General features: G+C 33.6%; 20 protein-coding genes and 6 tRNA genes. 10 read left to right on the top strand and 16 right to left on the bottom strand.

All coding sequences use genetic code 11. The annotated features are described in order from the left end of the window. Nucleotides 1-2 precede the first annotated feature (2 nt). Nucleotides 3-383 (bottom strand): SWIM zinc finger family protein, encoded by a 381-nt coding sequence (locus E0Z07_RS11605; protein WP_233445960.1) that lies wholly within the window; start codon nucleotides 381-383, stop codon nucleotides 3-5. A gap of 174 nt (nucleotides 384-557) precedes the next feature. On the opposite strand from E0Z07_RS11605, the gene E0Z07_RS11600 reads away from it, so the two are divergent. The 3 genes from E0Z07_RS11600 to chrA all read left to right on the top strand — a co-directional run bounded on the left by E0Z07_RS11600 (nucleotide 558) and on the right by chrA (nucleotide 4,013). Beyond that, nucleotides 558-1,916, top strand: a complete 1,359-nt coding sequence (locus E0Z07_RS11600; RefSeq protein WP_131540773.1) for a hydroxymethylglutaryl-CoA synthase family protein — start codon at nucleotides 558-560, stop codon at nucleotides 1,914-1,916. A gap of 89 nt (nucleotides 1,917-2,005) precedes the next feature. After that, the gene (locus E0Z07_RS11595) at nucleotides 2,006-2,794 is read left to right on the top strand and encodes an AraC family transcriptional regulator (protein WP_131540772.1); all 789 of its coding nucleotides are present in this window, start codon (nucleotides 2,006-2,008) and stop codon (nucleotides 2,792-2,794) included. A 79-nt stretch (nucleotides 2,795-2,873) separates the two neighbouring features. Continuing rightward, nucleotides 2,874-4,013, top strand: coding sequence for a chromate efflux transporter (gene chrA / locus E0Z07_RS11590; RefSeq protein ID WP_006259250.1), 1,140 nt, complete (start codon nucleotides 2,874-2,876; stop codon nucleotides 4,011-4,013). On the opposite strand, the gene E0Z07_RS11585 is transcribed toward chrA, so the two are convergent. From E0Z07_RS11585 to E0Z07_RS11580, 8 genes are all read right to left on the bottom strand, one after another. After that, a complete protein-coding gene (locus E0Z07_RS11585; protein ID WP_006259251.1) occupies nucleotides 4,010-4,678 on the bottom strand; it encodes a phosphatidylserine decarboxylase family protein in 669 nt (222 codons plus the stop codon). The two genes, chrA and E0Z07_RS11585, sit on opposite strands and share 4 nt — an antisense overlap. A 294-nt stretch (nucleotides 4,679-4,972) precedes the next feature. Beyond that, nucleotides 4,973-5,043 (bottom strand) — tRNA-Cys (locus E0Z07_RS18055). A 22-nt stretch (nucleotides 5,044-5,065) separates the two neighbouring features. Then, nucleotides 5,066-5,136: transfer RNA gene (locus E0Z07_RS18050), tRNA-Cys, on the bottom strand. 22 nt (nucleotides 5,137-5,158) lie between these two features. Continuing rightward, a tRNA-Cys gene (locus tag E0Z07_RS18045) sits at nucleotides 5,159-5,229 on the bottom strand. 22 nt (nucleotides 5,230-5,251) lie between these two features. Next, nucleotides 5,252-5,322, bottom strand: a tRNA-Cys gene (locus tag E0Z07_RS18040). Between the two features lie 22 nt (nucleotides 5,323-5,344). Next, a tRNA-Cys gene (locus tag E0Z07_RS18035) sits at nucleotides 5,345-5,415 on the bottom strand. Between the two features lie 22 nt (nucleotides 5,416-5,437). Beyond that, a tRNA-Cys gene (locus tag E0Z07_RS18030) sits at nucleotides 5,438-5,508 on the bottom strand. A 20-nt stretch (nucleotides 5,509-5,528) separates the two neighbouring features. Beyond that, nucleotides 5,529-6,653: a DegT/DnrJ/EryC1/StrS family aminotransferase gene (locus tag E0Z07_RS11580; RefSeq protein WP_006259252.1), complete on the bottom strand. Its 1,125-nt coding sequence runs from the start codon at nucleotides 6,651-6,653 to the stop codon at nucleotides 5,529-5,531. Nucleotides 6,654-7,182: 529 nt separating this feature from the next. On the opposite strand from E0Z07_RS11580, the gene E0Z07_RS11575 reads away from it, so the two are divergent. Then, nucleotides 7,183-7,908: a beta/alpha barrel domain-containing protein gene (locus E0Z07_RS11575; protein ID WP_006259253.1), complete on the top strand. Its 726-nt coding sequence runs from the start codon at nucleotides 7,183-7,185 to the stop codon at nucleotides 7,906-7,908. On the opposite strand, the gene E0Z07_RS11570 is transcribed toward E0Z07_RS11575, so the two are convergent. The 5 genes from E0Z07_RS11570 to hmpA form a co-directional block, all read right to left on the bottom strand. After that, nucleotides 7,909-8,370: a GNAT family N-acetyltransferase gene (locus E0Z07_RS11570; protein WP_006259254.1), complete on the bottom strand. Its 462-nt coding sequence runs from the start codon at nucleotides 8,368-8,370 to the stop codon at nucleotides 7,909-7,911. Nucleotides 8,371-8,382: 12 nt separating this feature from the next. Beyond that, nucleotides 8,383-9,189 carry a PhzF family phenazine biosynthesis protein gene (locus tag E0Z07_RS11565; RefSeq protein ID WP_006259255.1) on the bottom strand — a complete coding sequence of 269 codons (807 nt, stop codon included), beginning with the start codon at nucleotides 9,187-9,189 and terminating at the stop codon, nucleotides 8,383-8,385. Between the two features lie 323 nt (nucleotides 9,190-9,512). Beyond that, a complete protein-coding gene (locus E0Z07_RS11560) occupies nucleotides 9,513-9,776 on the bottom strand; it encodes a helix-turn-helix domain-containing protein (protein ID WP_006259256.1) in 264 nt (87 codons plus the stop codon). Nucleotides 9,777-9,964: 188 nt separating this feature from the next. Then, nucleotides 9,965-10,564 (bottom strand): Crp/Fnr family transcriptional regulator, encoded by a 600-nt coding sequence (locus E0Z07_RS11555; protein ID WP_006259257.1) that lies wholly within the window; start codon nucleotides 10,562-10,564, stop codon nucleotides 9,965-9,967. Between the two features lie 157 nt (nucleotides 10,565-10,721). Continuing rightward, the gene (gene hmpA, locus E0Z07_RS11550; protein ID WP_006259258.1) at nucleotides 10,722-11,927 is read right to left on the bottom strand and encodes an NO-inducible flavohemoprotein; all 1,206 of its coding nucleotides are present in this window, start codon (nucleotides 11,925-11,927) and stop codon (nucleotides 10,722-10,724) included. A 440-nt stretch (nucleotides 11,928-12,367) separates the two neighbouring features. On the opposite strand from hmpA, the gene E0Z07_RS11545 reads away from it, so the two are divergent. The 4 genes from E0Z07_RS11545 to E0Z07_RS11530 are packed head-to-tail and all read left to right on the top strand — an operon-like array spanning nucleotide 12,368 to nucleotide 19,120. Next, on the top strand, nucleotides 12,368-15,097 hold the full coding sequence (locus E0Z07_RS11545) for a TonB-dependent receptor (protein WP_006259259.1): 2,730 nt from the start codon (nucleotides 12,368-12,370) through the stop codon (nucleotides 15,095-15,097). A gap of 6 nt (nucleotides 15,098-15,103) precedes the next feature. Continuing rightward, on the top strand, nucleotides 15,104-16,495 hold the full coding sequence (locus E0Z07_RS11540) for a DUF4876 domain-containing protein (protein ID WP_006259260.1): 1,392 nt from the start codon (nucleotides 15,104-15,106) through the stop codon (nucleotides 16,493-16,495). A gap of 4 nt (nucleotides 16,496-16,499) precedes the next feature. Continuing rightward, nucleotides 16,500-17,987, top strand: coding sequence for a DUF6850 family outer membrane beta-barrel protein (locus tag E0Z07_RS11535; RefSeq protein WP_073145545.1), 1,488 nt, complete (start codon nucleotides 16,500-16,502; stop codon nucleotides 17,985-17,987). Then, nucleotides 17,987-19,120, top strand: a complete 1,134-nt coding sequence (locus E0Z07_RS11530; protein WP_131540771.1) for a cytochrome-c peroxidase — start codon at nucleotides 17,987-17,989, stop codon at nucleotides 19,118-19,120. The genes E0Z07_RS11535 and E0Z07_RS11530 overlap by 1 nt, the downstream gene beginning before the upstream one ends. Nucleotides 19,121-19,135: 15 nt before the next feature. Here the strand turns inward: E0Z07_RS11530 and E0Z07_RS11525 are convergent, their stop codons facing one another. Both E0Z07_RS11525 and E0Z07_RS11520 read right to left on the bottom strand, forming a co-directional pair. Continuing rightward, complete coding sequence (locus tag E0Z07_RS11525; RefSeq protein ID WP_006259263.1) at nucleotides 19,136-19,684, bottom strand: chromate transporter; 549 nt, start codon at nucleotides 19,682-19,684, stop codon at nucleotides 19,136-19,138. A gap of 3 nt (nucleotides 19,685-19,687) precedes the next feature. Continuing rightward, entirely contained in the window at nucleotides 19,688-20,224 is a 537-nt protein-coding gene (locus tag E0Z07_RS11520) for a chromate transporter (protein WP_006263287.1), read from the bottom strand. 303 nt (nucleotides 20,225-20,527) lie between these two features. Here E0Z07_RS11520 and E0Z07_RS11515 point away from each other — a divergent pair, with 303 nt between their 5' ends. After that, a complete protein-coding gene (locus tag E0Z07_RS11515) occupies nucleotides 20,528-20,995 on the top strand; it encodes a hypothetical protein (protein ID WP_006259265.1) in 468 nt (155 codons plus the stop codon). Between the two features lie 271 nt (nucleotides 20,996-21,266). Further along, nucleotides 21,267-23,828: an MBG domain-containing protein gene (locus E0Z07_RS11510; protein ID WP_131540770.1), complete on the top strand. Its 2,562-nt coding sequence runs from the start codon at nucleotides 21,267-21,269 to the stop codon at nucleotides 23,826-23,828. The last annotated feature ends 8 nt before the right edge of the window (nucleotides 23,829-23,836 follow it).

Here is a 23,836-nt window from a genome sequence, read left to right as displayed (position 1 = left end):
ATTCACGCACTTATAAAAATAAACTCTCTTAAATCTTCTATGCTTAATTGTTCGACTAAATCTTTAAAACTCATCCTTTTTACCTTCTTTGTTTTCTTTGGTACAACCTCTATTGTCATATCATCTCTCAATTGATACAATACAGCAACAACATGTTTACAGACAGCTCCATCATAAGGACAGTCACAATTATAATCTTTGATACTCTGTGATTTATCTAATTCTATAACAACAGTATAATCATCATTCCCCTCTACTTCACCCTCGTAGATATAATCACCTAGTTTAGTAATATCCTTCACCATCCCTTGCTCATAATACTCAAATCCGCGCTTCAAGATAATATTGCTAACATTTGTTTCAAAATTGAATAAATTGTTCATCTCTTCTAAATTAACTATATCGTAAAAATACTATAATCTTTTATAAATAGAAAAACCATGTATTAATAACATTAAACCAATAACATAGCATTATTACATAAATTTTATTCAATTTAGTTAGTTATTTCTAACAAATGACTTTAATTTTACCCTTCATTTAAATTAGTAAAGATTATGAAAGTCGGAATAGATAGTATTGCATACTTTATCCCTAAAATTCACTTACCTATAGAAACATTAGCTATCGAGCGAAATATCGAACCTCTCAAATTAACTAAGGGGCTTGGTTTACAAAAGATGGCCTTATTAGATACTTACCAAGATGTAATCACAATGGCTGCTAATGCTGCGTATAGCTTACTACAAGACAATACTGCTATCGCTCCTCAAGACATTGCTAAAATATACGTAGGTACAGAGAGCGGATTAGACAACTCTAAACCTATTGCTTCTTATACCTTAGGATTATTAGAGCAAATCTATGGACAAGGTACTTTTAGGAATTGTGATGCTGTAGATCATACTTTCGCTTGTATAGGTGCAGTAGATGCTATGCAGAATGCTATTGACTTTATAAAAGCTAATCCGACAAAGAAGGCTATTGTTATCGCAACAGACTACGCTAAGTATGACTTAGCTTCTACAGGAGAATACACTCAAGGTGCAGGTGCTATAGCTTTATTAATTAGTGCTAATCCTCGTATGTTAGCTTTCACAGGGCAGACTGGAGTAGCTACAGAAAGTGTATTTGACTTCTTTAAACCTCATCGTTCGATAGAGAAAAAAAGCATCACAGGAAACTCTACTAATGAGGCATGGCATGGTATAGAAGAAGCAGAAATCTCTATACACAAAGATCAACCTGTATTCGAAGGACAATACTCTAACGAATGCTATATCAATAGAATCACAGAAGCGTACACTCACTTCAAAGAGTTAAACAATAAAAAAGACCAGAAAGTATACCAAGATTGGAAGGCTGTACTAATGCATTTACCTTATTGCTTCCAAGGACGTAGAACTTTCCATGAAATAGTATTACAAGAGAACCCTGAACTAGTAGACAGAACAGCTGCTGATGCAAAAGATCAGATCAAAGCATTTGCTAAGTCAGAAGCGTATATGGAATTGGTTAATAATAAGATTGCCCCATCAGAGATAGCTTCTGGTGAAGTAGGTAATATCTATACAGGGTCTATATTCTTAGGTTTGCTATCTACTCTATCTCACTTTAACGATACAAAAGAAAGTTTAGTAGATACTACACTAGGATTTATTGCTTATGGTTCAGGATCTAAATCTAAAGTATTCGAAGCCGAAGTACAAAGTACATGGCAAGAAGGTATGCCTAAAGTATCTATCTTCGAAACTTTAAAACAGTCAACAGCAATAGACTTCAGTACTTATATCGCCCTTCATAAGAAAGAGCAAAAAACACCAATACAGCCTGCTAATAATGAATTTGTAATAGACTATATCGAGTCGGCAATACCTCATCTAATAGGAGCACGCTACTATAAGTTTGTAAAATAAGAATAAAAGAAATTCACTATACTCACCTCTTTCTAACCAATAGAAAGAGGTTTTTTTCATTATACTTGTATTACCTAAGTAAACACAAAATGAGTATTCCAATCAACAATAAAATAGAAGAACAAAAATTAATCAAAATAGCCATATTTAAAAAAGAAATCAGAACGACAAAACCGCATAAACACCAAGGTTATTTTGAACTCATATATCTAAAGAATACAACAGGATACCACTGTATAGATGAACAACAATACCGGCTTAGTACACACAACCTATTTATCATAAAAAAGGAGCAAGTTCACTATTGGAACATAACTTCAGAACCCTTTGGATATGTAATTTTAATTAAACGAGACTTCTTTTTACAGTGTATGGACAGCACTTTAAAACAATTCTTTTTTGATATTACCCAACTGACTCAAATAGACTTACCTGAAGATACTAACATTGATCTCCTCTTTGCCTTACTACTTACAGAAGAAGATCAAACTGCTCAAGAGGCTTTACTCAAGGCTTTATTTATCAAAATACGCAATTCTACGATAACAGAACAACTCCCTCTTAAATCAGGTATATACAGTGCTTATCTACACTTATTAAACATAGATCACACACCAATCAACAAAGTAAATCACTATGCTAAACTCCTCCATACCACCCCTCAAAATCTAAATGCCAGTTGCCAAAAAAACATTGGACTATCAGCTGCTGCAGTACTAGCGCAACATATCATTGCAGAAGCAAAGAGATTATTAATCTACACAGATTTCTCTATCAATGAAATTAGTTTACAACTCAATTTTACAGATGCATCACACTTTACTAAATATTTTAAAAAGCATACTACTTATACACCAAATAACTTTAGGAAACTTTAATCTCATACCATTCTATTTTCAAATATACCAGATAAACTCCTATTAAATTATCCACCTTTGCTCTTATAGCGTGTACATTATGGAAAACAATACTATTGGATTAAAGGAATTGGCAAAAGTCTTTTTTAAACTGGGTTGCTTAGGCTTTGGTGGACCCGCTGCACATATTGCAATGATGCAACGAGAAATAGTTGAAAAGAGAAAATGGCTAAATCCACAGGAATTTCTAGAATTAATTAGTATCACTCATCTAATCCCTGGACCTAATAGTACAGAGCTTGCCATCCATATTGGTTACACCACCAGAGGCTGGAAAGGACTGTTTATCGCTGGTATATGCTTCATATTTCCTGCAGTAGTACTGACTTGCATACTAGCCTATTTTTATAAACAATATGGACAACTTCCTGAAGTAGAAACCTATTTATATGGATTAAAGCCCTCCATCACTATTATCATCCTTCTACTTGTATTTAAATTAACGACTCAATTTATCACTAAACCCAAATCGATAATACTCACTTGTGGAGTGTTTGTACTTTCTTTAGCTGGGTATAGCGAAATGACCTTACTATTACTTACTTTAGCCTTATCTCTATTATACTATACATACTGCCGAGTAAGTAGAAACCACCTTCCTTCTTTTATCCCCTTATTAGCAATCCCTTACACGGGATATCACGCTGATGTGAATATAAAACTCTTTTGGATCTTTTTAAAGATAGGTAGTGTATTATACGGAAGTGGTTACGTCTTATTTTCGTTTATTGAAACAGAACTAGTTCATAAAGGTTTACTGACAAGAACTCAACTCATAGATGCTATTACAGCAGGTCAGATAACACCTGGCCCTGTCTTTTCTTCAGTAACCTTCGTTGGTTATCAAATAGGAGGTTGGTCAGGTGCTGTTTTTTCTACTATTGCAGTATTTATCCCTTCATTCCTCTTGATTTTGTTAATTACTCCTATCGTGCATTACCTAAAGAGATCTAATCTTTTTCAGCTAATACTAAAAGCAGTGAACATCACCTCTATTGCTCTTATTGCTTCTGTCTGTATTAGTCTAACTTCAGAGAGTATTAGGGATAAAAACGACTTTATAATCGCTCTCACTATATTATCTATCAGTCTTTTTTTCAAAAAGATAAACACTGGCATACTTTTACTCATAGGATTAATTCTAGGAAAGCTACTCCTATTCCTTGCTCCCTACTTCTAGCACGACTCCCACTCTGCTATAGTTGTAATACCACTCTGAGCGATATCTCCTAACTTTACTTTAATCTTAGCATCTAAAGGTAATAGTAGATCAACTCTAGAACCGAACTTAATAAATCCCATTTCCTCACTTTGTTTAGCAATCTTACCTATCGTAAGATAATTGACAATACGATTGGCTAAGGCACCTGCTATCTGTTTAGCCAAGACCTCTCTTCCACTTTTATGCTTATACACCACAGTATGACGTTCATTAGCTGTTGAAGACTTCGGATGCCAAGCCACTAGGTGTTTTCCCTTGTGATACATACTATATAACACCTCCCCTTCTATTGGATTTCTATTGACATGAACATTCAAGACACTCATAAAAATAGAAACTTGAATACGCTTATCTTTAAAATACTCATCTGCTTCTACTTCTTCTATTACAACCACTTTTCCATCACAAGGAGCTAAGACCAAGTTGTCGTCTTGTATCAACACTCTTGACGGGATTCTAAAGAAAGAAATAACCAATGCTATAAGAATCAATGTGACTATAAAAATAGCTAATTGTAACAACCAAAAACGAGGACTAATCAATTCATAAGACAATATATTAACCATGATAAAAGTACATACTCCTATCAGGATAGATCCTTTTCCTTCTTTGTGTATTCTCATAAGTATATTGATTTTTAAAATTGATATTATTGTTTTAATAGATAAAGTACTATACCATATTTATCTAAAAAGAGTACTTGACTACCCAACAGTGTAGTCAAGTACATAACTTCACTTGCGATTAGTAATAATAAAGTTGTAAAGAAAAAATCATTTTGATTATGCTAGTAAACTGTTTTTAAGTAAATACATCTTCATTCCACAAGTAAAATTCAATAATTAGAGAACTAGTATTGTACTAGTAACAACATAACTAATTCACTAATTGACAAAACAAGTTCTATTACTGAGTTGAGGTTCTGACTGGATTCGAACCAATCTAATGACCATTGCGTAGTCATGCCTATCCTCTCGGCCACAGAACCTTTTGTTTACCCTCTTATATTGAGGTTCCGACTGGATTCGAACCAATCTAATGACTATTGCGTAGTCATGCCTATCCTCTCGGCCACAGAACCTTTTGTTTACCCTCTTATATTGAGGTTCTGACTGGATTCGAACCAATCTAATGACTATTGCGTAGTCATGCCTATCCTCTCGGCCACAGAACCTTTTGTTTACCCTCTTATATTGAGGTTCTGACTGGATTCGAACCAATCTAATGACCATTGCGTAGTCATGCCTATCCTCTCGGCCACAGAACCTTTTGTTTATCCTCTTATATTGAGGTTCTGACTGGATTCGAACCAATCTAATGACCATTGCGTAGTCATGCCTATCCTCTCGGCCACAGAACCTTTTGTTTACCCTCTTATATTGAGGTTCTGACTGGATTCGAACCAATCTAATGACCATTGCGTAGTCATGCCTATCCTCTCGGCCACAGAACCTTTAATACTATCAATATATCTTATCTTTTCTTCAGTTTTTCAATTACACTTAATACTCCTTCTGTTATGAAAATCAATTCTTCCTCAGTCAACTCCGTATGTATAGGTAATGACAATACCCTAGAAGTCAAATACATTGTATTAGGTAAATTATATTCTCTATCTTTTAATGTTTTAAACATCTCTTGTTCATGACAAGGCACAGGATAATATATCATACTAGGAATGCCTAACTTTGCTAGTTCTTCATGTACCTCATCTCTATTCACCCCTTCTAGAATCATCGTATATTGATGAAAAACATGGTGACTATAATCTGGTACATAAGGAGTAATGATATTAGAACTAGCCTTAAAAGTTTGGTTATAATAAGCAGCTGCTTCTCTCCTTTTATTGCAGTAGTCATCCAAATATTTTAATTTCACATTTAAAACTGCTGCTTGAATAGAGTCTAAACGACTATTCACTCCTACTATTTCATGATAATAACGTCTCTCCGAACCATGATTACAAATCTTACGCATAGTATGAGCTAATGAATCATCATTAGTCATAATCACTCCACCATCGCCATAAGCACCTAAGTTCTTAGAAGGAAAAAAAGAAATACAACTGATTGTTCCCATTGTTCCTGTTTTATAAGAAGTACTTCCTTGTTTATAACTTCCTCCTATACTCTGAGCGTTATCCTCTATCACTGCAAGATTATACTTATCTGCTATTGGCATAATCTCTCCCATATTAGAACATTGACCATACAGATGAACAGGTATAATAGCTTTCGTTCTCTCAGTTATCGCTGCCTCCAGGCTCTCTTTATTAATAGTAAATGTATCTTTATCTACATCTACGAATACTGGTGTTAATCCTAATAGAGCAACTACTTCTACCGTTGCAACAAAAGTAAAGGATGGAGTTATCACTTCATCACCTGGCTTCAAGCCTAATGCCATCAAGGCGATCTGTAATGCATCTGTACCATTAGCACACGGGATCACATGCTTCACACCTGTATAGGTTGCTAGATTATCTGTAAACTCCTTCACAGCTGGTCCATTGATAAAGGTACTCGTTCTAATCACTTGCTCAATTCCCTTATCTATTTCTTCCTTTATTTTTTCATATTGACGTTGTAAGTCAACCATTTGTATAGCACTCATTGTTTATCCTCTTGCAGCTCCAATCCAATTAAAATTCTATCATTTCAATTGCTATTCTAAGCCTTATTCTGTGATACAAATGTATATTGATAATAACACACCTACCTAGTCCAGTTTTTACAAATACTCCCTATAATCTATCTCTTGGTTTCTATAGATTTTTGAACTAGATTGATTTGGGGTGAGTCCGTACTGTGTCCGTTATGAGTCCGTAGTGAGTCCGTTATTCTAAACAAAACAACGGACTAAATACTGATTCATCTCTTTACCCATTCACTCTTATACAAAACAATACTTGTGTGAAATATTAACTACACAGAATCATCTAACAACTACTATTTACTTCATCTACCTAGCCTAAAGATCAATATTTAGACATTATAACACTTTACCTTACCTACTTCCTTACATAAAAACCTGATTTGATTACAATTCTTCAAAGTTTAATTACACTCCACCTTCTTCTAAAGGGATAAAAACAAATCTTTGTCTTGTTAATTCTAAATCTATAGTGATGACTACTACAAATAATATAAGTTCTATTTGGGTGAATAATCGGCGCAAAAGAAGCCTACTGGATTTCCTTATGTTCTGGAAAAAAAGACCTTGTCCACATGTCAAACTCCCTACTCCCCTACACCTTATAGAGTCGTGTAAAGGATTAGTATTAAACAACCTGAAAGTCAAGTCTATTCTATTTTCAACAGATATTGCCTTAATAGAAAATAACGATGCAGATGCTATTCTTGCAGTGTACCCATTTGCTCCCTCACAGAATATTATTAAAACCTTAATTGAGTTTTCTAAGAAACCTGTTATTTGTGGAATAGGTGGAGGTATTACCCAAGGGGACTTTGCCATTACCATGGCTAAAAAAGCAGAAGCTTTAGGCGCCGCTGCAGTCATAGTCAATCAACCGTTTAAAAATGAAGATATCGCTGAAGTAAAGAAGCATATCAATATTCCTATTATATCTAGCGTATCAACCCTTAATTTTGATTTTAAATCACGTATAGAAGCAGGGGTAAGCTGTTTTAATGTGACAGGTGGAGCAGATACTCTAAAAATAGTAGATTATATTAAAACAAACTACCCTAATATAGCTGTAATCTCTACTGGAGGTAAAACAAATGAATCACTTCAAAATATAGCACAAAAAAAGGTAAATGCTATCATTCTTACTCCTCCATCTAATGGAGAACTATTTCGCTCTATTATGGATGGTTATAGAGAACAGTGATTATTGTGATAAATGAAGTACATAAACCTGTTCGCCATCTTTTACTACACCTGTATTCACAAAGCCACAAGAGGTATACAGTTGGATCGCTCTCAGATTACTCTCATCTAATCCGAGATAAAGCTTTTGTATATCCTCTCTAAGTCGCATTTGTTCTAAAAAGGCTCCAAACGCTTTCTTCCCATATCCCTTACCTTGATGTTGGTAATCAATCATAAATCGCATAATCCAATAATTGTCTTGGTCACGATCATAAGGTCCTGACATAATAAAACCGATTAATTCTTCATCGCTATAAATAGCCTGTGGCTCTAAATTAGGATAAAACTTAGACTCTGCTATAGATACTGCATTGCCACAGATATACTCCTCATCAAAAGTAGGTTTACCATCTTGATTAGTCGTTAGCAGACCTACTTCATAGTAGTTATCTGCTGTTACTTCTCTTAATGTAATTCGCATATATATAGTCTTCTATATTGTAATTATTCCTTCACTAAAGATAACAGCACAACTCTTAATAATCACTTTATCCTCTGTCAACTCTACTTCCATACTACCAGTTCTTTCAGAACACTGAAATGCTTTCAGTACCTTTTTGTCTAATCTGATGTACCAATACGGTGCTAAAAAACTCTGAACAGCCCCAGTCACTGGATCTTCATCTGTACCTGACCAAGGCCAAAAATATCTATACTCATAATCATATCCCTCTATACAAGAGCTCGCAGTGACTACCACTCCATTAATCCCAGTATCAATATTTCTTAATCTATTAAAATCAGGAGACAAGGCTGCTAGTTCTACACCATCTTGTATCTCTACCATGACGATATTATGTTCTTTATTATATCCACAGCTCAACACCTCTTTTATACCTAGTGCATCCACTATCTCTTTTGATAAAGTCGTGTTCTCTACCTCTAGAAGCGGAAAAGACATTTCTATATTCACTCCTTGCTTGCGCACTTCTACTGTATAGCCTGAGTGTGTATTAAATATAATCTTATGTAACTGCTCTTCTCCACTAAAAAGTGCTTTGGCAGAAGCCATAGTAGCGTGTCCACACAGTGGAATCTCCATCTTAGGAGAGAAGTAACGAATACTATATTTATTATCTTCAATAGGCATCACGAATGCCGTCTCTGAAAAACCAAATTCTTTAGCGATAAGGATCATTTTTTCCTCAGAAATAGGTTGTTCTAATAAACATACTCCAGCTTGGTTTCCTTTAAAAAGTTCTGTTGTAAATGCGTCTACTATAAATGATTTTATTTTCATGAATATTGTACTTTCGATAATTAACTAAGAATGAGCCAATAGAGATATAGTCCTCTCTAAGCCTCCTTTCTCCAATAACGCTCATTATGCAACGAAAGTATAAAGTTTCTATTATTCTATATACTAAAAGCTACTGAGTCAACTAAAAAGCTGATTCAATAAGCTTATTGAGTACCTCAAAAAGTCAAAAGTCAAGCATAGATAACAGGAATAGTCTTGTTATAGAAACAAAGTTCGTTAACCTCAACTCTTTCTATACTCATTAGGTATCTGTCCAATATAGCGCGTAAAATACCTACAGAACAAGGATGCATCTGCAAACTCTAGCTGATCACGTGTTTAACAGACAGAAAAGTGGTGTTTAAATACTCTTTAGCTTTGTTTATAACTGCAAAACCTATCCATGACTTAACTGACTCACCCGTTCTCTTCTTGATTAGTGAACTTAGATGCTGTAGTGTTAAGTGTAGATGTGTGGCATAAAAAGAAACATTGCGTTCTACCACTCCATATTCATCGAGAAGTTCAAAGAAACAATCCATAATATCATTAACTCTATTCTTCTGTAAGTTTTCTTTTAAAGTCATAGAATAATACGACTTTGACACTACTGTAATCAAGGAATAAATAAGGTACTGTAGCATCTGTTCTAACAAATAAGTCTTAGGTAGACTATACTGTTTTCTGATAAGTAGAGACAACTCTTCGATCAGTTCATTATCTTGTTTATTAGGATAAATAACAGGTGTATCTAAGACCTCTGTATTGTTCTTGATTAAATTACGACTTTACTATTGATAATTTGTACTTTGCTATCACTCTCTAATCTTTTTAAAGTACGAATAACTGTTTCTACTCTCAACCCGGTCAAATCTGCAATTTGTTGTCTAGTCAGATCAATGGTCAGTGGACGAGAAGTTTCTTCCACAGCTTGTTGATGAGACTTTAGATAGTTTAGCAGGGTCATAATACGATTATCAGGGTCTTGTGAAGCGATATCAGGTGCCATAATAGACTTATAGTATAAGCGTCTAGACAGGCTCTTATTCATAGCTAAAGACACCTCATTATTTTGTCTCATCATTTCATAAAAATCACCTTTGGGCAATTGAATAATCTTCGCATTGCTCACGGCTATTGCATTGGCAGGATAACGCTCTTCTATAAATAGAGGTGGCTCTCCGAAGCTCTGTCCAGATGTAAAAATATTCTGTATAAACTCTCTCCCATCAGCACTAAAGTTATTCATCTTTACCTTGCCTGACACAACTTGATAATAATGACTAGGGTAATTCCCTTCTTGAAAGATAATTTCATTCTTCTTCACTTCTCTTATTTCAGCTCCATATTGCGTTAACAATTCTATCGTAATCATATTGCCTTTTAAATATCTACCTTATATACTTATATTGATATCCAAAGCTACTAATAAACTATAGATGCAAACGCTAAAAAAAAGCGAAAATACACTTAGTATTTTCGCTTAAAAAAATATAGACTTACATCCAATATTGTCAATTAACTATTTCGAGTTAAACAGATGCTGGTGTAAACTCTTCATAGAAGATCTGATCTGCACTGATATTTAGAGCTTTTAAATCACGAAGTTGCTTCTCTAAGAAAGGATGTGGTCCACATAAATAGTAATCTGCTTCATTCGTAAACTCATATCCCTTAATCGTAGATAAATCAACAACTCCTTGATAAGTTTCTATATCTTCAGCCACCTGATCTAGACTGTCGTAAAAGAAGATTGGCTTCACCTGAGAACAGTTATTCGTAATATAGCTTAGTTTATTTCTAAATGCCTGTACCTCTTGATTTCTACACCCGTGAATCCACACAATATTGTGATTTACCACTCCACTTAATTCTAATGCCTCTAGCATTGATAATAAAGGCGTCTGCCCTATTCCTCCACTGATAAACACTTTATCTCTCTGGTTCTCCTTTAGCACAAAGTTTCCTGACGGAGAACTAATTTCTACAGTATCTCCTTCATTAATATGGTCATGCAGATGATTACTAATCATACCATTCATATCGATCTCTTTTCCTAGTTCGCGTTTGATAGATATTCTATAGTACTCGTTATTAGGAGCACATGATATAGAATATTGTCTGATCTGCTCTAGGCCTATTCGTTCTAAAAAGACTTTAATACTGATATATTGTCCTGGTTGATGCTGTACAACAGCACTCCCATCTGCTGGTACCAAATAAAAGGAAGTAATCTCTCCAGACTCTACTACCTTACTCTTCACAGTGAATGCTTTCCACCCTATCCAGTTATTCGCTTCATTCTCCTTAGCTTGATAAATCTTATGTTCGTGTCCTATCATGATATCTGCTAATTGTTGATAAGCCACTGCCCAGGCTTGTACGATATCTTCTGTCGCTGCTTCACCTAGTACCTCTTTTATAGACGCTAGTAGATGAGTTCCTACTATTTCATACTGTTCTGGCTGTATTGATAAGCTGGCGTGCTTATGCCCTATTAGATCAACTACAGGCATTAATCGCTCTGGCTGTGAAATATTTTCTGCATAGCCAAGTACTGCCATCGCTAAAGCCATCTGTTGTTTGCCAGCACGTTGATTCCCCATATTAAATACATTCTTTAATTCTGGGTGATATTCGAACATTCTCAAGTAAAAATGTTTTGTTAGTTCTAATCCCTTCTCTCTTAGCAAAGGTACTGTTGCCAAGATTAATTGTTTTTGCTCACCTGTTAACATGTCTTCGTTGTTTTATAATGTTACAGCCAAATATAGAAGCTTACCTACTACGCATTTTATGACTGCAGTCATAAGAAATAGAGTTTATTCTTTTTCTCCTAAGATTAAAGTTTGTAGAGAAGATTTAAAGAATGAATAGAATATAATCGATGGCTAATCCCTGCTCATTTGACATAAAAAGACAATAGCGCTTCATTTTTATGAATTATTTAATTTACAAAGCTATATAATAGAATAATTCTAAATAATATAACTCTATTTAGAATCATTATAATTAAATAGCTATATATTAATTATTCATAACTCAAATTAGTTAAGAAAAATAATACTACTAACTATCAACACATTAGCCAAAAGACGCACAACCCTACTATTTAACTAAATTTTATATACTGATATAATATATACATTTGCATCACTATTTAAATTAAGTCCAAATAATGAAACTACTATCTAATGTAGAAAAGTCGCTCTCACATCACTTTATCTACATATTTCTTCTTTTACTAGCAGGAAATAGTGTCGCCCAGAGTTCTAAAGTATTTAAAGGAACTGTTGTTGATTCTAATAATCAACCTTTAGAATTCGCTACTGTTATATTAGATAACAATGAAGTTTACTACACTAATAATCAAGGAACATTCTCTTTTTCTACTAAAAAAGACTTTGAGCCATTCAGTATTAACTACGCCAATAAGAAGTCTATTTACATTAAAGACCTCAAAACTTTTACTACTTACAATAATCGTTTTCTATTAGTTGATTTATCTATTACACTAGACGAGATTAATATAACAGCACCTATACTTAAAGCACAGTCTGGATCGAACTCAGCAATAGTAATAGACAAAGAGAAAATTAGTGAAGTACAAGCATTCAGTTTAAAAGATGTATTAAATACATTACCTGGTCATGCTACAGTGGCGCCAAACCTAAATACTGCACAGACCATAAACCTTAGAGGCGCTAGCTTTGATAAATTAACGGGAGGAACACTTCAGCAAATGAACAACTCTTTTGGAGTAGCTATTATCGTAGATGATGTAACTATCTCCAACGATGCCAATATGCAAACGCGTAGTTTAAATCAATTTGGATTAACAAATTCTTCTAATACAGGTAGTATTGCCAATCTTACTTATCAAGGGGTTGACTTACGTGAAATTCCAGTAGAAAATATTGAAAGTATAGAAGTGGTACAAGGTGTTGCCTCTGCTAAATATGGGGAATTAACTGACGGAGCTATTATCATCAATAAACAAGCTGGGAAAACACCTTATAGTTTTACAACTAACATTAATAGAGGAGCCACTTCATATAGCTTATCTAAAGGTTTTGGACTTCCTAACAAATGGGGGGCTTTAAACCTATCTATGAATTACTCTAAAAGTAACAATGACCCTAGAGATAACATTAAAGAATATAATCGAATCAATCAAAGTATTCTTTGGACTAAATCATTCTCACCACGTGTCAAAAATAATTTAAGTCTAAGCTTTAGCAAACGACTAGACGGTGTTAGAGAAGATCCTGATGATCAACAAAGTCGAAAACTAAAAGCAACAGATGAGTTCTTTAGATGGTCTAATAGAACGAATATACAATTCAATTCTAGAGCTATTAAATCTCTTAACCTCAATATTAATGGTTCTTATGGAATAAGTAATACTTACAACCAAGAAAGAATAAACAAAGGCCCTTTTCCTATAGCCAACAGAGATACTACAGGTGTGTATGAAGGCTATTATGTAGATGGTAGATATATTGCTATTGAAGAAATACAAGGAAGACCTCTTAGTTTAGGATCTACCTTAAACATTTCCTCTGATGCTTTTGGAAATAAATTTGAACACTTAATCACAGCAGGAGTATCTATTAACTATCACGATAACTTGGGTAAAGGAACTATTTATAAAGCTGATCAGCCTAGATGGTTTCAAAATAACAACCAGAACGAACGTCCTTATGATTTCAGAAAAAATGAAGGTCAAGCTAACTATGGAGCCTACATTATGGACAACTTTAAATGGTATTTATTCGATAAACCATTAGAAGGGAATCTTGGATTCCGTATGGATGTACAAAATAGCAAAGCTAGTTATCAACCTAGAATAAACTTAGCATATCAGGTTTCTCCTAGCAGTAGGATTACTATGGGATATGGAATAGCTACTAAGGCACCATCTCTAGCGCACCGCTATCCTGCTCCAATCTGGTTAGACTTCCCGCTGCTAAACTTCTTTGATGATTCTAATATCAACAATAGTTTATACTTGGTTAAAACAGTAAAAATAGAAAATAATAACAATCACCTTAAACCGTCTCAATCTACACAGTTCGAATTGGGATATACCTTTAGTAATAAATTCTTAACTAATAGCTTCTTTGGGTATTTTAAGGATAATAAAAATGGTTTTGGAGTTAAAAAGGAATACTTCCCAATCGATGTACCTGAATACAAAATAATTGGAGAATTAGAGAAAGGAAAAACTATTCAATATGAAGCTACAGGAAACTATAAAACCTTAACAAACTATAGTATACGTCATATGACTAATAGTGTACGCTCTAAATCTTATGGTTTTGATTGGACTATTGCTACTCAAAAGATCAAACCTTTAAACATGTATTTGTCTTTGTCTAATAGTCTTTCTTATAGTGAATATTATGATCAAAACCCAACTTATAACGAAGTCTCTGAAGAAAGCTACAAACAAGATTATGGAGTGTATTACACTGTTTTTTATCCTGCAAAAACTAAATCGCTATCCTTAATGAGCAAACTAAGATTGACTTACCACATTCCTAAAATAGGTTTTATAGTAACGATGAACAGTGATATTTTTTGGTTTAGAAAAAGCTTAAATACAGAACAGAAATACGCTAATGAATATTTAGACATTGCCATGCAACCTATCCAAGTAGAACTTCCTGAAGATATTAAACAGACTATTTCTACTGCTGGTAGCAACTATGAACAACCTACATTTTATGTCATTAATCTAAATGCCACAAAAGAAATACGTAAAAACATAAGAATAGGAATCAACACCTATAACTTCTTTAATATCAGAATAAACAAAGAAAAAAAGTTATCTGATGGAACAAGGTCTATTATTAACTATAACGCTCCATTTAGTATAACAGGATCGATATCAATTAAATTTTAAAACAAAATGAGAAATACTTTACTTTTAATCATCTCCGTAGTCTGCACCCTATTCGCAATTAGCTGTAGTAAAGATGACAACTCTAGTGACTTTGCCAATACTCTTAATGTTAAATTTGTCGCTTCAGTATCACAAGAAAACACCAATCTTAATATTCCTCTAGAAGGTACAACAATAGAGTTTACCAATAGAGCTAATGGGAATAAAAACACAGTAACACTAGACAATCAAGGTATTGCAACAGCAAACTTAAGAGTAGGAAATTATAATATCATCGCTAAACTAACGATGAGTAAACAAGCCTATAATCAATTAATCGACTCTTCTCAAAGCAATGAAGAAAAAATAGAAGAAGATTCTATTACTTTCACTGCTAATATTGACAATCTAGCAGTGACTGATGCTAATGAAATCAAAATAGAATTACAGATGAACAAGACTAGTCAATCTGGTCTAATCTTTAAACAAATATTCTACGCTGGTTCTAGTTTACAAGATGGCTCCGGGTATAGAGATCAATTTTTAGAAATCTATAATAACAGTACCGAAACCTTATATGCTGATGGAATATTATTAGTAATGCTCCACAATACTACTAACAGTCAAGCTACAGGTTCTGATGATTCAAGCTACTTACCTTCTCGTCAATACGATTGGACAAAAGCAGCTGAAAACACAGGAAAAGGAGATTTAAACAAGGACTATGTATATGCTAAAAAAGTACTTCAATTTCCAGGCGGAGGTTCACAATATCCAATAGAGCCAGGTAAAAGTATGATTATTGCTTCTACAGCTATTGACCACACTAAAAACTTCGTCATTGGTAAGCCATCAGAGTTTGTAGATCCTAATAAGACAGTCGATTTAAGCAAGGCTGATTTTGATGTTTATGTTTTAGATTATTTACAAAAAGAATATGGCATTGATATTACACAAGCGAAGTATCGCTATAACCTTAATACTGTAGGTATTGCTAAAATGAAAGTCATTAAAGCTCAAAATAGTGACTTAGCTATGCGTTTTGCTACTGATGATGGAATATTACTAGTACAGTTACCAAAAGATATAGCAGTAGAATCATTCCCTACAGTCAAAGCTCCTAAAAAGAATGACTCAACACAGTGCCTAAGAATTCCTGTTGAATACATTATTGACGGAGTACAGGTTAGACACTCTAAAGACAGTCGTGTAGCTCCACGTAAAGTACCTGAATCTGTAGATAAAGGAAGTACTTTCGTACCAAACGGAACTTACTCTAGTCAATCTTTATTGAGAAAAACGAGATATAAATTAAAGAATGGTCGTCGTGTACTGCAAGACACTGATAACTCTACAGAAGATTTCGTAGTGATAGAAAAACCAATAGTATCTAAAGGAGAAGACTCTTTTACTAATTAATCCCATGAGAAAATTATCAATCTTTATAAGTCTACTTTTTAGCCAGATTTTAAGTGCTCAGAATCATTCTGAGTACTTAGATCTTTGGTATATTCAGAAGAATCAACGTGCTTATGTCCCTAAACACATACTTTTCTTAAATGATCAAACAGAAGAATTTGGAAAGTTAGCCTTAGACTACAACAAGGCAAAAGGTGACTACAGAAAAAGTCAAGAAGCAGAAAATAGTAAAGACTTTAAGTTCTCAGCAGAAGGCTTTACAGATATTCATAGATTTAAAGTATATGGCAACTTTGCTTATGACAAAACATTTGAGAACCACTTAGCGAATGATCTTAGAAGAAAAAAAGAAGGCTTTAATCCCTTTTATTTCTATGCTAATCACCCTAATAATTTTCAGAATCAACAGTATTTAGCCAATACAATGATGAGTTATGAACTAGTCAAACAAAAACTATTCATTGGGTTCGGTTTAGACTTTGATTACAATTGGACTACAGGTAACAATGACCCTAGACCAGATGTAGTTAACTATTTTATCCGTTATAAAGCAGATGTAGCTTGGCATATTCATAAACATGCTATCGGTATTGGTCTATCTTATGGAAAGATGACAGAAGAAAACAATATCATGTATAAAAACAATGAATACAAAAGTAGCAACAAATACAAAGAACGCTTTCTTAATATCAGTTTAGGGTATGGAGATATTGTTCTTAGCGATCAGAATCTTCTGTTAGATCGAAAAGCAAAAGAAAATGCTTACAAGTTTGCATATCAATATTCTGGAGAAAAAATAAAAATAGCAGCATTAGCTCAAAAAAGTTATTATGACGAAAATGCAGAGCTTAATAAATATAAACAAGGGTTTGATGTAACAAATAGATTTAAACAAGAGCAATTACTTCTACAAGGAATGTTAACTTATACTGCTTCAGTTCAAAATCAGTATCAAGTCAATCTAAAATACAGTAACTATGATGGAAAAAACTTGAGACTAATAGAAGGGTTAAATTACAAAGTAGATCACTACAATATCAATGCTCAATTTATAGGTTCATTCTCTAATCTTTGGAAAGATACAGATTTACAAGTAGGATTAGATCACACATTATACTCTACAGTCCGTAAAGACTATGCTATCGGTGTCTATAGAGATGAGAAACAATTATTAAACAAGGTAATATTAAACACTATATTCAATCAACACAAACATTTCTATCAAGTTAATATTACCCCTTTATACAGATTCAAACTAACCAATGATTTAACCATTCCTGATACACAACACACTAATTTTACAGATCAGGTAATCATTCCTGATTATCACTATTACAATAATAATGCTTGGGGAGTACAAGGAGAATTAGGCTATGGCAATAGAACCTTGTTGAACCAATACAGTTTATATTTTGCAATTTCAGGTCACTTTTTAAAATCAAAGGACAGAGATCGTAACAGTATTAATCTAAGTTTAAAATTATATTTATAATGAATAAGGCTATCTATCTAGCTACACTACTACTGACCATTTTATTCTTAAGTTTTCATCGTTTAGACACATCATCTTCTACTTACCACTCTATTGAAGAGTTGCGTCATGCTTATGAGCGTCCTGCTTCTCTTTGGCCAACTCCTACTCTTGACAGTACAGCTGTATTTACAGAACTAGGGGCTCTCCTATCTCCTCCTCTGATTGATAAAAAAGATAGAAATAAAGTCGAGTTAGGGAAACTTCTTTTTTATGACCCTAGACTATCTTCTTCTAATAAAATAGCCTGTGCTACCTGCCATATAGATTCAGAACATTGGGCAGATAAAGAAACTTTAGCTATAGGTCATGAAGGATTAGTCGGAACTAGAAACACTCCTACTATAGAAAATGTATGGATACAAAAAGAACTGTTTTGGGATGGAAGAGCGAATAGTTTACAAGAACAACAGATGATGTCTATTGAGAACCATGTCGAAATGTTCCAAGACATAGACTCTTTGCCTGTCAAAATAGCAACTATAAAAGGATATCAAAAACACTTCAAGAAAACCTATGGTACAACCGTTATCACTAAAGACAGAATATTGGATGCTATTGCTCTATTTCAAAAGACTATTGTTTCTAACCCAACACCCTTTGACAACTTTGTAAATGGGGATTATCAAAGTTTATCTGATCAACAAGTACATGGATTACATCTATTTCGAACCAAAGCTAGATGTATTAATTGTCATAATGGACCTTACTTTACAGATTTACAATACCACAATGAAGGTTTTACTTTTTATAAGAGGAAAATAGAAGATTTAGGAAGATATAATGTAACTCATAAAGCTGCTGATGTTGGTAAAATGAAAACACCAGGTCTTCGCAATGTCTTACATACAGGCCCTTGGTTTCATCAAGGTATATTTCCTACTATAGAGAGTGTGATTGGAATGTATAATGTTGGGATGAACACTCCTTACAGAAGAGAAGAATACAAAAACGATTCATTATTTCCTATTACATCCCCTTTAATTAAAAAGTTAGGACTAACAAAAGAAGAACAACTTGCTATAATTGCTTTTTTACAAGCCTTATCATCTAAACCTATGTTAATAGATAAGCCTAAACTACCTGAGAAATAATTTTATTTTATTCTCTCAATAAATCAATATCCCTACGACAGCTGTAACAAAAAGAATAAGGATAGGATGTATCTTAAACCTGATAGAACAGATAAGAGCCAGAATAAATAAGCCTATACTGTAATAATCAGAGAAGCTCTCTCGATCTATTAGTGATACAGCTGCTAGGGCAATCAAAGCTATACTCAATGGCTTAATCCCCATTAAGGCATATGAAAAATACTTATTAGATCGAAACTTTAAATAGAAATATGAAATCAAACAAATCATCATAAAAGAAGGTAGACAAAGGGCAATAGTAGCAATGACAGACCCGAGTATAGCTACCATAGGAGAATATCCCGCACCATGTAATGCACTATAACCAACATAAGTAGCCGAATTAATCCCTATAGGACCAGGTGTCATCTGAGAAACTGCTATAAGGTCTGTAAACTCTCCTCTACTGATCCACTGATTCTTCTCTACAACTTCTTCTTGAATAAGAGACAGCATAGCATATCCTCCACCAAACCCAAAAGTACCGATTTTTATGAATACCCAAAACAATTTTAAAAATATCATATCTTATGCTTTACTTTTTTCTCTTATACTATGATATACAATTCCTCCTACACATCCCCCTATTACAATCCAAATTGGAGACACACCTAATCCCCACATCATGCCTAGAGCTACTAAGGGAAATATCAACGTCTTTGCTGTCATATTATTAGCCTTAATAGCAGTATAACACGGTGCCGCGATGAGAGCTACTACTACAGGTCTGAGGGCTTTAAACGCCTTTATCACATAAACATTTTCTTGAAATCGACTAAAAAAAACTGCTATGAGAAGTATAATAGTAAAGGGAGCTAATATAGTGCCTAGTGCTGCGACTACTCCCCCTTTTACCCCGTTAATCTTAAACCCCACTAAGGCGGCTATATTGGTAGCAAACACACCAGGAAGAGACTCAGTTATAGCTAGAAGTTCATAAAACTCGTCCTGAGTTAACCAATCGCGAGAAACTATTTCTTTTTCGATTAATGGAATCACAGCATACCCCCCACCAATGGTAAAAAGTCCTATTTTAGTAAAGAGATAAAATAATTTGAAAAGCATGATTAAGAAGTTTTTTAATACAAAACAAAGCTTACAATATACAAAATCTCTCTTTTTTCACCTAATAAAACAGTTCTAAATCCCTTCCAAAAACCACTTCATTTAAGCAACAATTCCTTTTTATTACCTTAAAAATCGAATAACAACATCCCTTCTAATCCTGTGTATAAAGTGTAAAAAACACAACATAAAAGCCGTTCATCAAAATAATATTACAGTTTACAGCATTTTTAAGAATATTGCTAAAATTTGACATTTCTTATTTTGAAATTTTTTGTAATTTGCCGACAAACAAAAGAACACATGAAAAGACAATTCCATTATATACTATTTCTTATTCTACTAAGTGTTGGCACCTATGCCCAAAAGCTTGAGTTATATACCAATGATGGTAAAGAAGAATATCTAGGTTGCCTAAGCTGTGATGCCAAAGAGGCTAACTCTATATGGAATACCTATGGAACGTATGGGAACTTATACAGCCAAAAGTCAATTTGGAATAAATATGGCATCTATGGAGACCAGACCAGTAGCTACTCTCCCTGGAATATACATGCAGATAAACCTCCTATCGTAAAGAAAGACGGGATTATATATGGATACTTCAGTACCAATAAACACTTCGTAGGTAAGCGCGTAGAAGTAGAACTAACTAAGATGCTCTATGAATACTACCTAGACTTAAAAGAAGACCCTTCTAAATGGACAAAGGCTAAAGAAGTAGTGAAAGCTAAAGAAGTACAAACACAAAATGAAATTACCAAGAAATAAAAAAAAGCGATGGAGATCTCCATCGCTTTTTTGCTTTAAATCACCTCTTATATCTTATAATTCTCTTTCACGTAAAAACTAAATATTAATAGAAACAAACAAAGTACCTTCTAATACAATTAATCAAACAAATATTTACCTCCTGATAACCTTGACGTAACAACAACTTAATATATTAACTTTTAAACATGTAGGCACTGACTGTATATTTATATATATCCATCTGATATACTATATTTTATATAATAATTTAAGTTAATACATGTTTACTATGGTTAAAAAATTATTCCCCTTGTTGTGTGCTCTATTATGTGTTTTTTCACAACGTTCTTATAGTAATATCTATTCGAAATCTGATAATTCCTCCTCCCATATCTCCCAAACAAATAACTCTAACTACAAATATTATAACTTCGTTTTTAAAGAAAAAACTGTAACCTATACAGGAGAGACATTTTATCATGAACCAACTAATGTTCCTCATAATGTAACGGTGAAGTATGATAAAAATGGCTTCGTTAATGCTGGTTCATATATTGTAAAAGCTTACTTTTACAATGAAAACAATATTTTAATTACAACAAAATCCGCTAGGCTTAATATTGACAAAGCTAGAATTACAGGTGTTACTTTACGAAAAAAAGAAGTTGTATATGATGGTTCTAAACATTCTCTTGAAATAAGTGGAGAATTACCTGAAGGAGTCACTGCTACTTATCAAAATAACTCTCATACCAATGCAGGAGTGTATAAAATGAGCGTTCGACTAGCAGGAAAAAATCACATTACTAGTACTCGTTCTAACACCCTTACTATACTCCCAATAGATATATCGAGTAAATATACCTTAACTAGTCAGATGTTTGTTTATGATGGACAATCAAAGTCTATTTTCCTAAATCAAAAACTACCTTCTGGTCTTTATATATCTTATAAAGGTAATAATCAATCAGAAATAGGCTCCCACTTAGTGACTGCTACAATAACAGGTAGTAAAAATTACACACCAATTCCTCTAGAACTCAAAGCTACTATAACAATTACTAAAGAGGAAGTATCAGAAGAGCTTCCTGGTATAGAAAATATTACTTTTGAAAACCTTACCACTCCATACACTGGATCAACTATATCTATATTAGCTAATAATCTACCTGATAATGTTATTGTAAAATACAGTAAAAATGACTATCGAGAAGTTGGTCATTATCAAATAAAGGCTTCTTTCTATTTTAAAAACATTCTCCTTGGTACCAAAACAGCTTTTCTTACAATCGAAAAGGCTAGAATTACAGGAGTTACCTTTAATAAAACATCTGTTTTATATAATGGAGAACCTCATACTCTATTACTAAAAGGAGATTTACCTAATGGAGTGACTGCTATTTACTCTAATAACAAACACACTAATGCTGGTACTTACAAAGCAACAGTAAAACTTACAGGAGAAAATTATATTACAAGTACTAGAACAAACACTTTAACAATAACGCCAATTGACTTAACTCAAATTATTGAATTTAAAAGTCAAACTTTTAAATATGATGGGATTGTTAGGTTCTTAAAAATCACCTCTCCTTTACCTAAAGAACTAAAAGTATCCTATAAAAATAATGGACAGAATGCTATAGGAAACCATCAAATAGAAGCTACTATTACTGGTAGTGATAACTACACACCAATGCCATATAGAGTATCTGCAACTTTATCAATTACTAAAGCACAAGAAGAATTACCATCTCTTGATAGTGTAATCTTTGAACATAAAACAGAAACATATACAGGAGAGGTCATCTCGATTGACGCAACGAACCTTCCAAACTTAGTTACTGTAAAATATAACCAAAATGAGTACATCAATACTGGTGTTTATCAAGTAGTCGCTTCATTCTACTATAAAGACATCTTATTAGGAACTAAATCTGCTACACTAACTATCGAAAAAGCACGTATTACGGGAGTGAAGTTTAGCAAGAAAGAAGTAACCTACGATGGTAAAGAGCACGAGCTATTATTAGAGGGTGAACTACCTCTAGGGGTAACCGCTACTTATAAAAATAATAAAGCTACTAACGCAGGTATATATAAAGCTTCCGTTACCTTAACAGGAGACAACTATATCTCAAGTACGAGATCAAACGAGCTAATCATATTACCTACTGATATCACTCAATTAGTCGAGCTAAAAAGTGAGTCTTTTATATATGATGGTAAACCGAAGTCACTTACTATATCAGGGGAAGTCCCTCAAGAACTAACACTTAGTTATCAAAACAACAAACATACAGAAATAGGGAACCACACAGTAACAGCGACATTAGATGGTAGTTCTAACTACACTCCGATGCCTTATACCCTATCCGCAACTTTATCAATTACAAAGAAAGAGGAAGAATTACCTTCTTTAGACAAAGTGATTTTTGAGCATAAAACAGAGACGTACACTGGAGAAGTAATTACTATAGAAGCGACTAATTTACCAAATAACGTAAGAGTCTCTTATGATAAGAACCAATATACTGATGCTGGTGTTTATCAAGTAGTCGCTTCCTTCTACTTCAAAGACATCTTACTAGGAACAAAATTAGCAACTCTTACGATCGAAAAAGCACGTATCACTGGAGTAACATTTAGTAAAAAAGAAGTAACCTATGATGGCAAAGAACACGAATTATTACTAGAAGGTGAACTACCTCTAGGCGTAACAGTTACTTATAAAAACAATATTCATAAGGATGCAGGTACATATAAAGCTTCTGTTACCTTAACAGGAGACAATTATATCACATCACAAGTACCAGATCAAACGAGCTCATCATACTACCTGCTGATATAACTCAATTA

It is taken from the genome of Myroides odoratimimus (assembly GCF_004337635.1).
Lineage (GTDB): Bacteria > Bacteroidota > Bacteroidia > Flavobacteriales > Flavobacteriaceae > Flavobacterium > Flavobacterium odoratimimum.
This window is presented reverse-complemented; position numbering and strand designations above follow the sequence as displayed.

Bases quoted from the DNA above. Each gene is read 5' to 3' on its own strand.
- E0Z07_RS11565 (WP_006259255.1), bottom strand. From the start codon at position 9,189: ATGAAAATAAAATCATTTATAGTAGACGCATTTACAACAGAACTTTTT.
- E0Z07_RS11555 (WP_006259257.1), bottom strand. From the start codon at position 10,564: ATGATTACGATAGAATTGTTAACGCAATATGGAGCTGAAATAAGAGAA.
- E0Z07_RS11515 (WP_006259265.1), top strand. From the start codon at position 20,528: ATGAAAAGACAATTCCATTATATACTATTTCTTATTCTACTAAGTGTT.
- E0Z07_RS11520 (WP_006263287.1), bottom strand. From the start codon at position 20,224: ATGCTTTTCAAATTATTTTATCTCTTTACTAAAATAGGACTTTTTACC.
- E0Z07_RS11535 (WP_073145545.1), top strand. From the start codon at position 16,500: ATGAGAAAATTATCAATCTTTATAAGTCTACTTTTTAGCCAGATTTTA.
- E0Z07_RS11585 (WP_006259251.1), bottom strand. From the start codon at position 4,678: ATGAGAATACACAAAGAAGGAAAAGGATCTATCCTGATAGGAGTATGT.
- E0Z07_RS11530 (WP_131540771.1), top strand. From the start codon at position 17,987: ATGAATAAGGCTATCTATCTAGCTACACTACTACTGACCATTTTATTC.
- E0Z07_RS11545 (WP_006259259.1), top strand. From the start codon at position 12,368: ATGAAACTACTATCTAATGTAGAAAAGTCGCTCTCACATCACTTTATC.
- E0Z07_RS11600 (WP_131540773.1), top strand. From the start codon at position 558: ATGAAAGTCGGAATAGATAGTATTGCATACTTTATCCCTAAAATTCAC.
- hmpA (WP_006259258.1), bottom strand. From the start codon at position 11,927: ATGTTAACAGGTGAGCAAAAACAATTAATCTTGGCAACAGTACCTTTG.
- chrA (WP_006259250.1), top strand. From the start codon at position 2,874: ATGGAAAACAATACTATTGGATTAAAGGAATTGGCAAAAGTCTTTTTT.
- E0Z07_RS11595 (WP_131540772.1), top strand. From the start codon at position 2,006: ATGAGTATTCCAATCAACAATAAAATAGAAGAACAAAAATTAATCAAA.
- E0Z07_RS11580 (WP_006259252.1), bottom strand. From the start codon at position 6,653: ATGGTTGACTTACAACGTCAATATGAAAAAATAAAGGAAGAAATAGAT.
- E0Z07_RS11540 (WP_006259260.1), top strand. From the start codon at position 15,104: ATGAGAAATACTTTACTTTTAATCATCTCCGTAGTCTGCACCCTATTC.
- E0Z07_RS11570 (WP_006259254.1), bottom strand. From the start codon at position 8,370: ATGCGAATTACATTAAGAGAAGTAACAGCAGATAACTACTATGAAGTA.
- E0Z07_RS11525 (WP_006259263.1), bottom strand. From the start codon at position 19,684: ATGATATTTTTAAAATTGTTTTGGGTATTCATAAAAATCGGTACTTTT.
- E0Z07_RS11510 (WP_131540770.1), top strand. From the start codon at position 21,267: ATGGTTAAAAAATTATTCCCCTTGTTGTGTGCTCTATTATGTGTTTTT.
- E0Z07_RS11560 (WP_006259256.1), bottom strand. From the start codon at position 9,776: ATGACTTTAAAAGAAAACTTACAGAAGAATAGAGTTAATGATATTATG.
- E0Z07_RS11575 (WP_006259253.1), top strand. From the start codon at position 7,183: ATGACTACTACAAATAATATAAGTTCTATTTGGGTGAATAATCGGCGC.
- E0Z07_RS11605 (WP_233445960.1), bottom strand. From the start codon at position 383: ATGAACAATTTATTCAATTTTGAAACAAATGTTAGCAATATTATCTTG.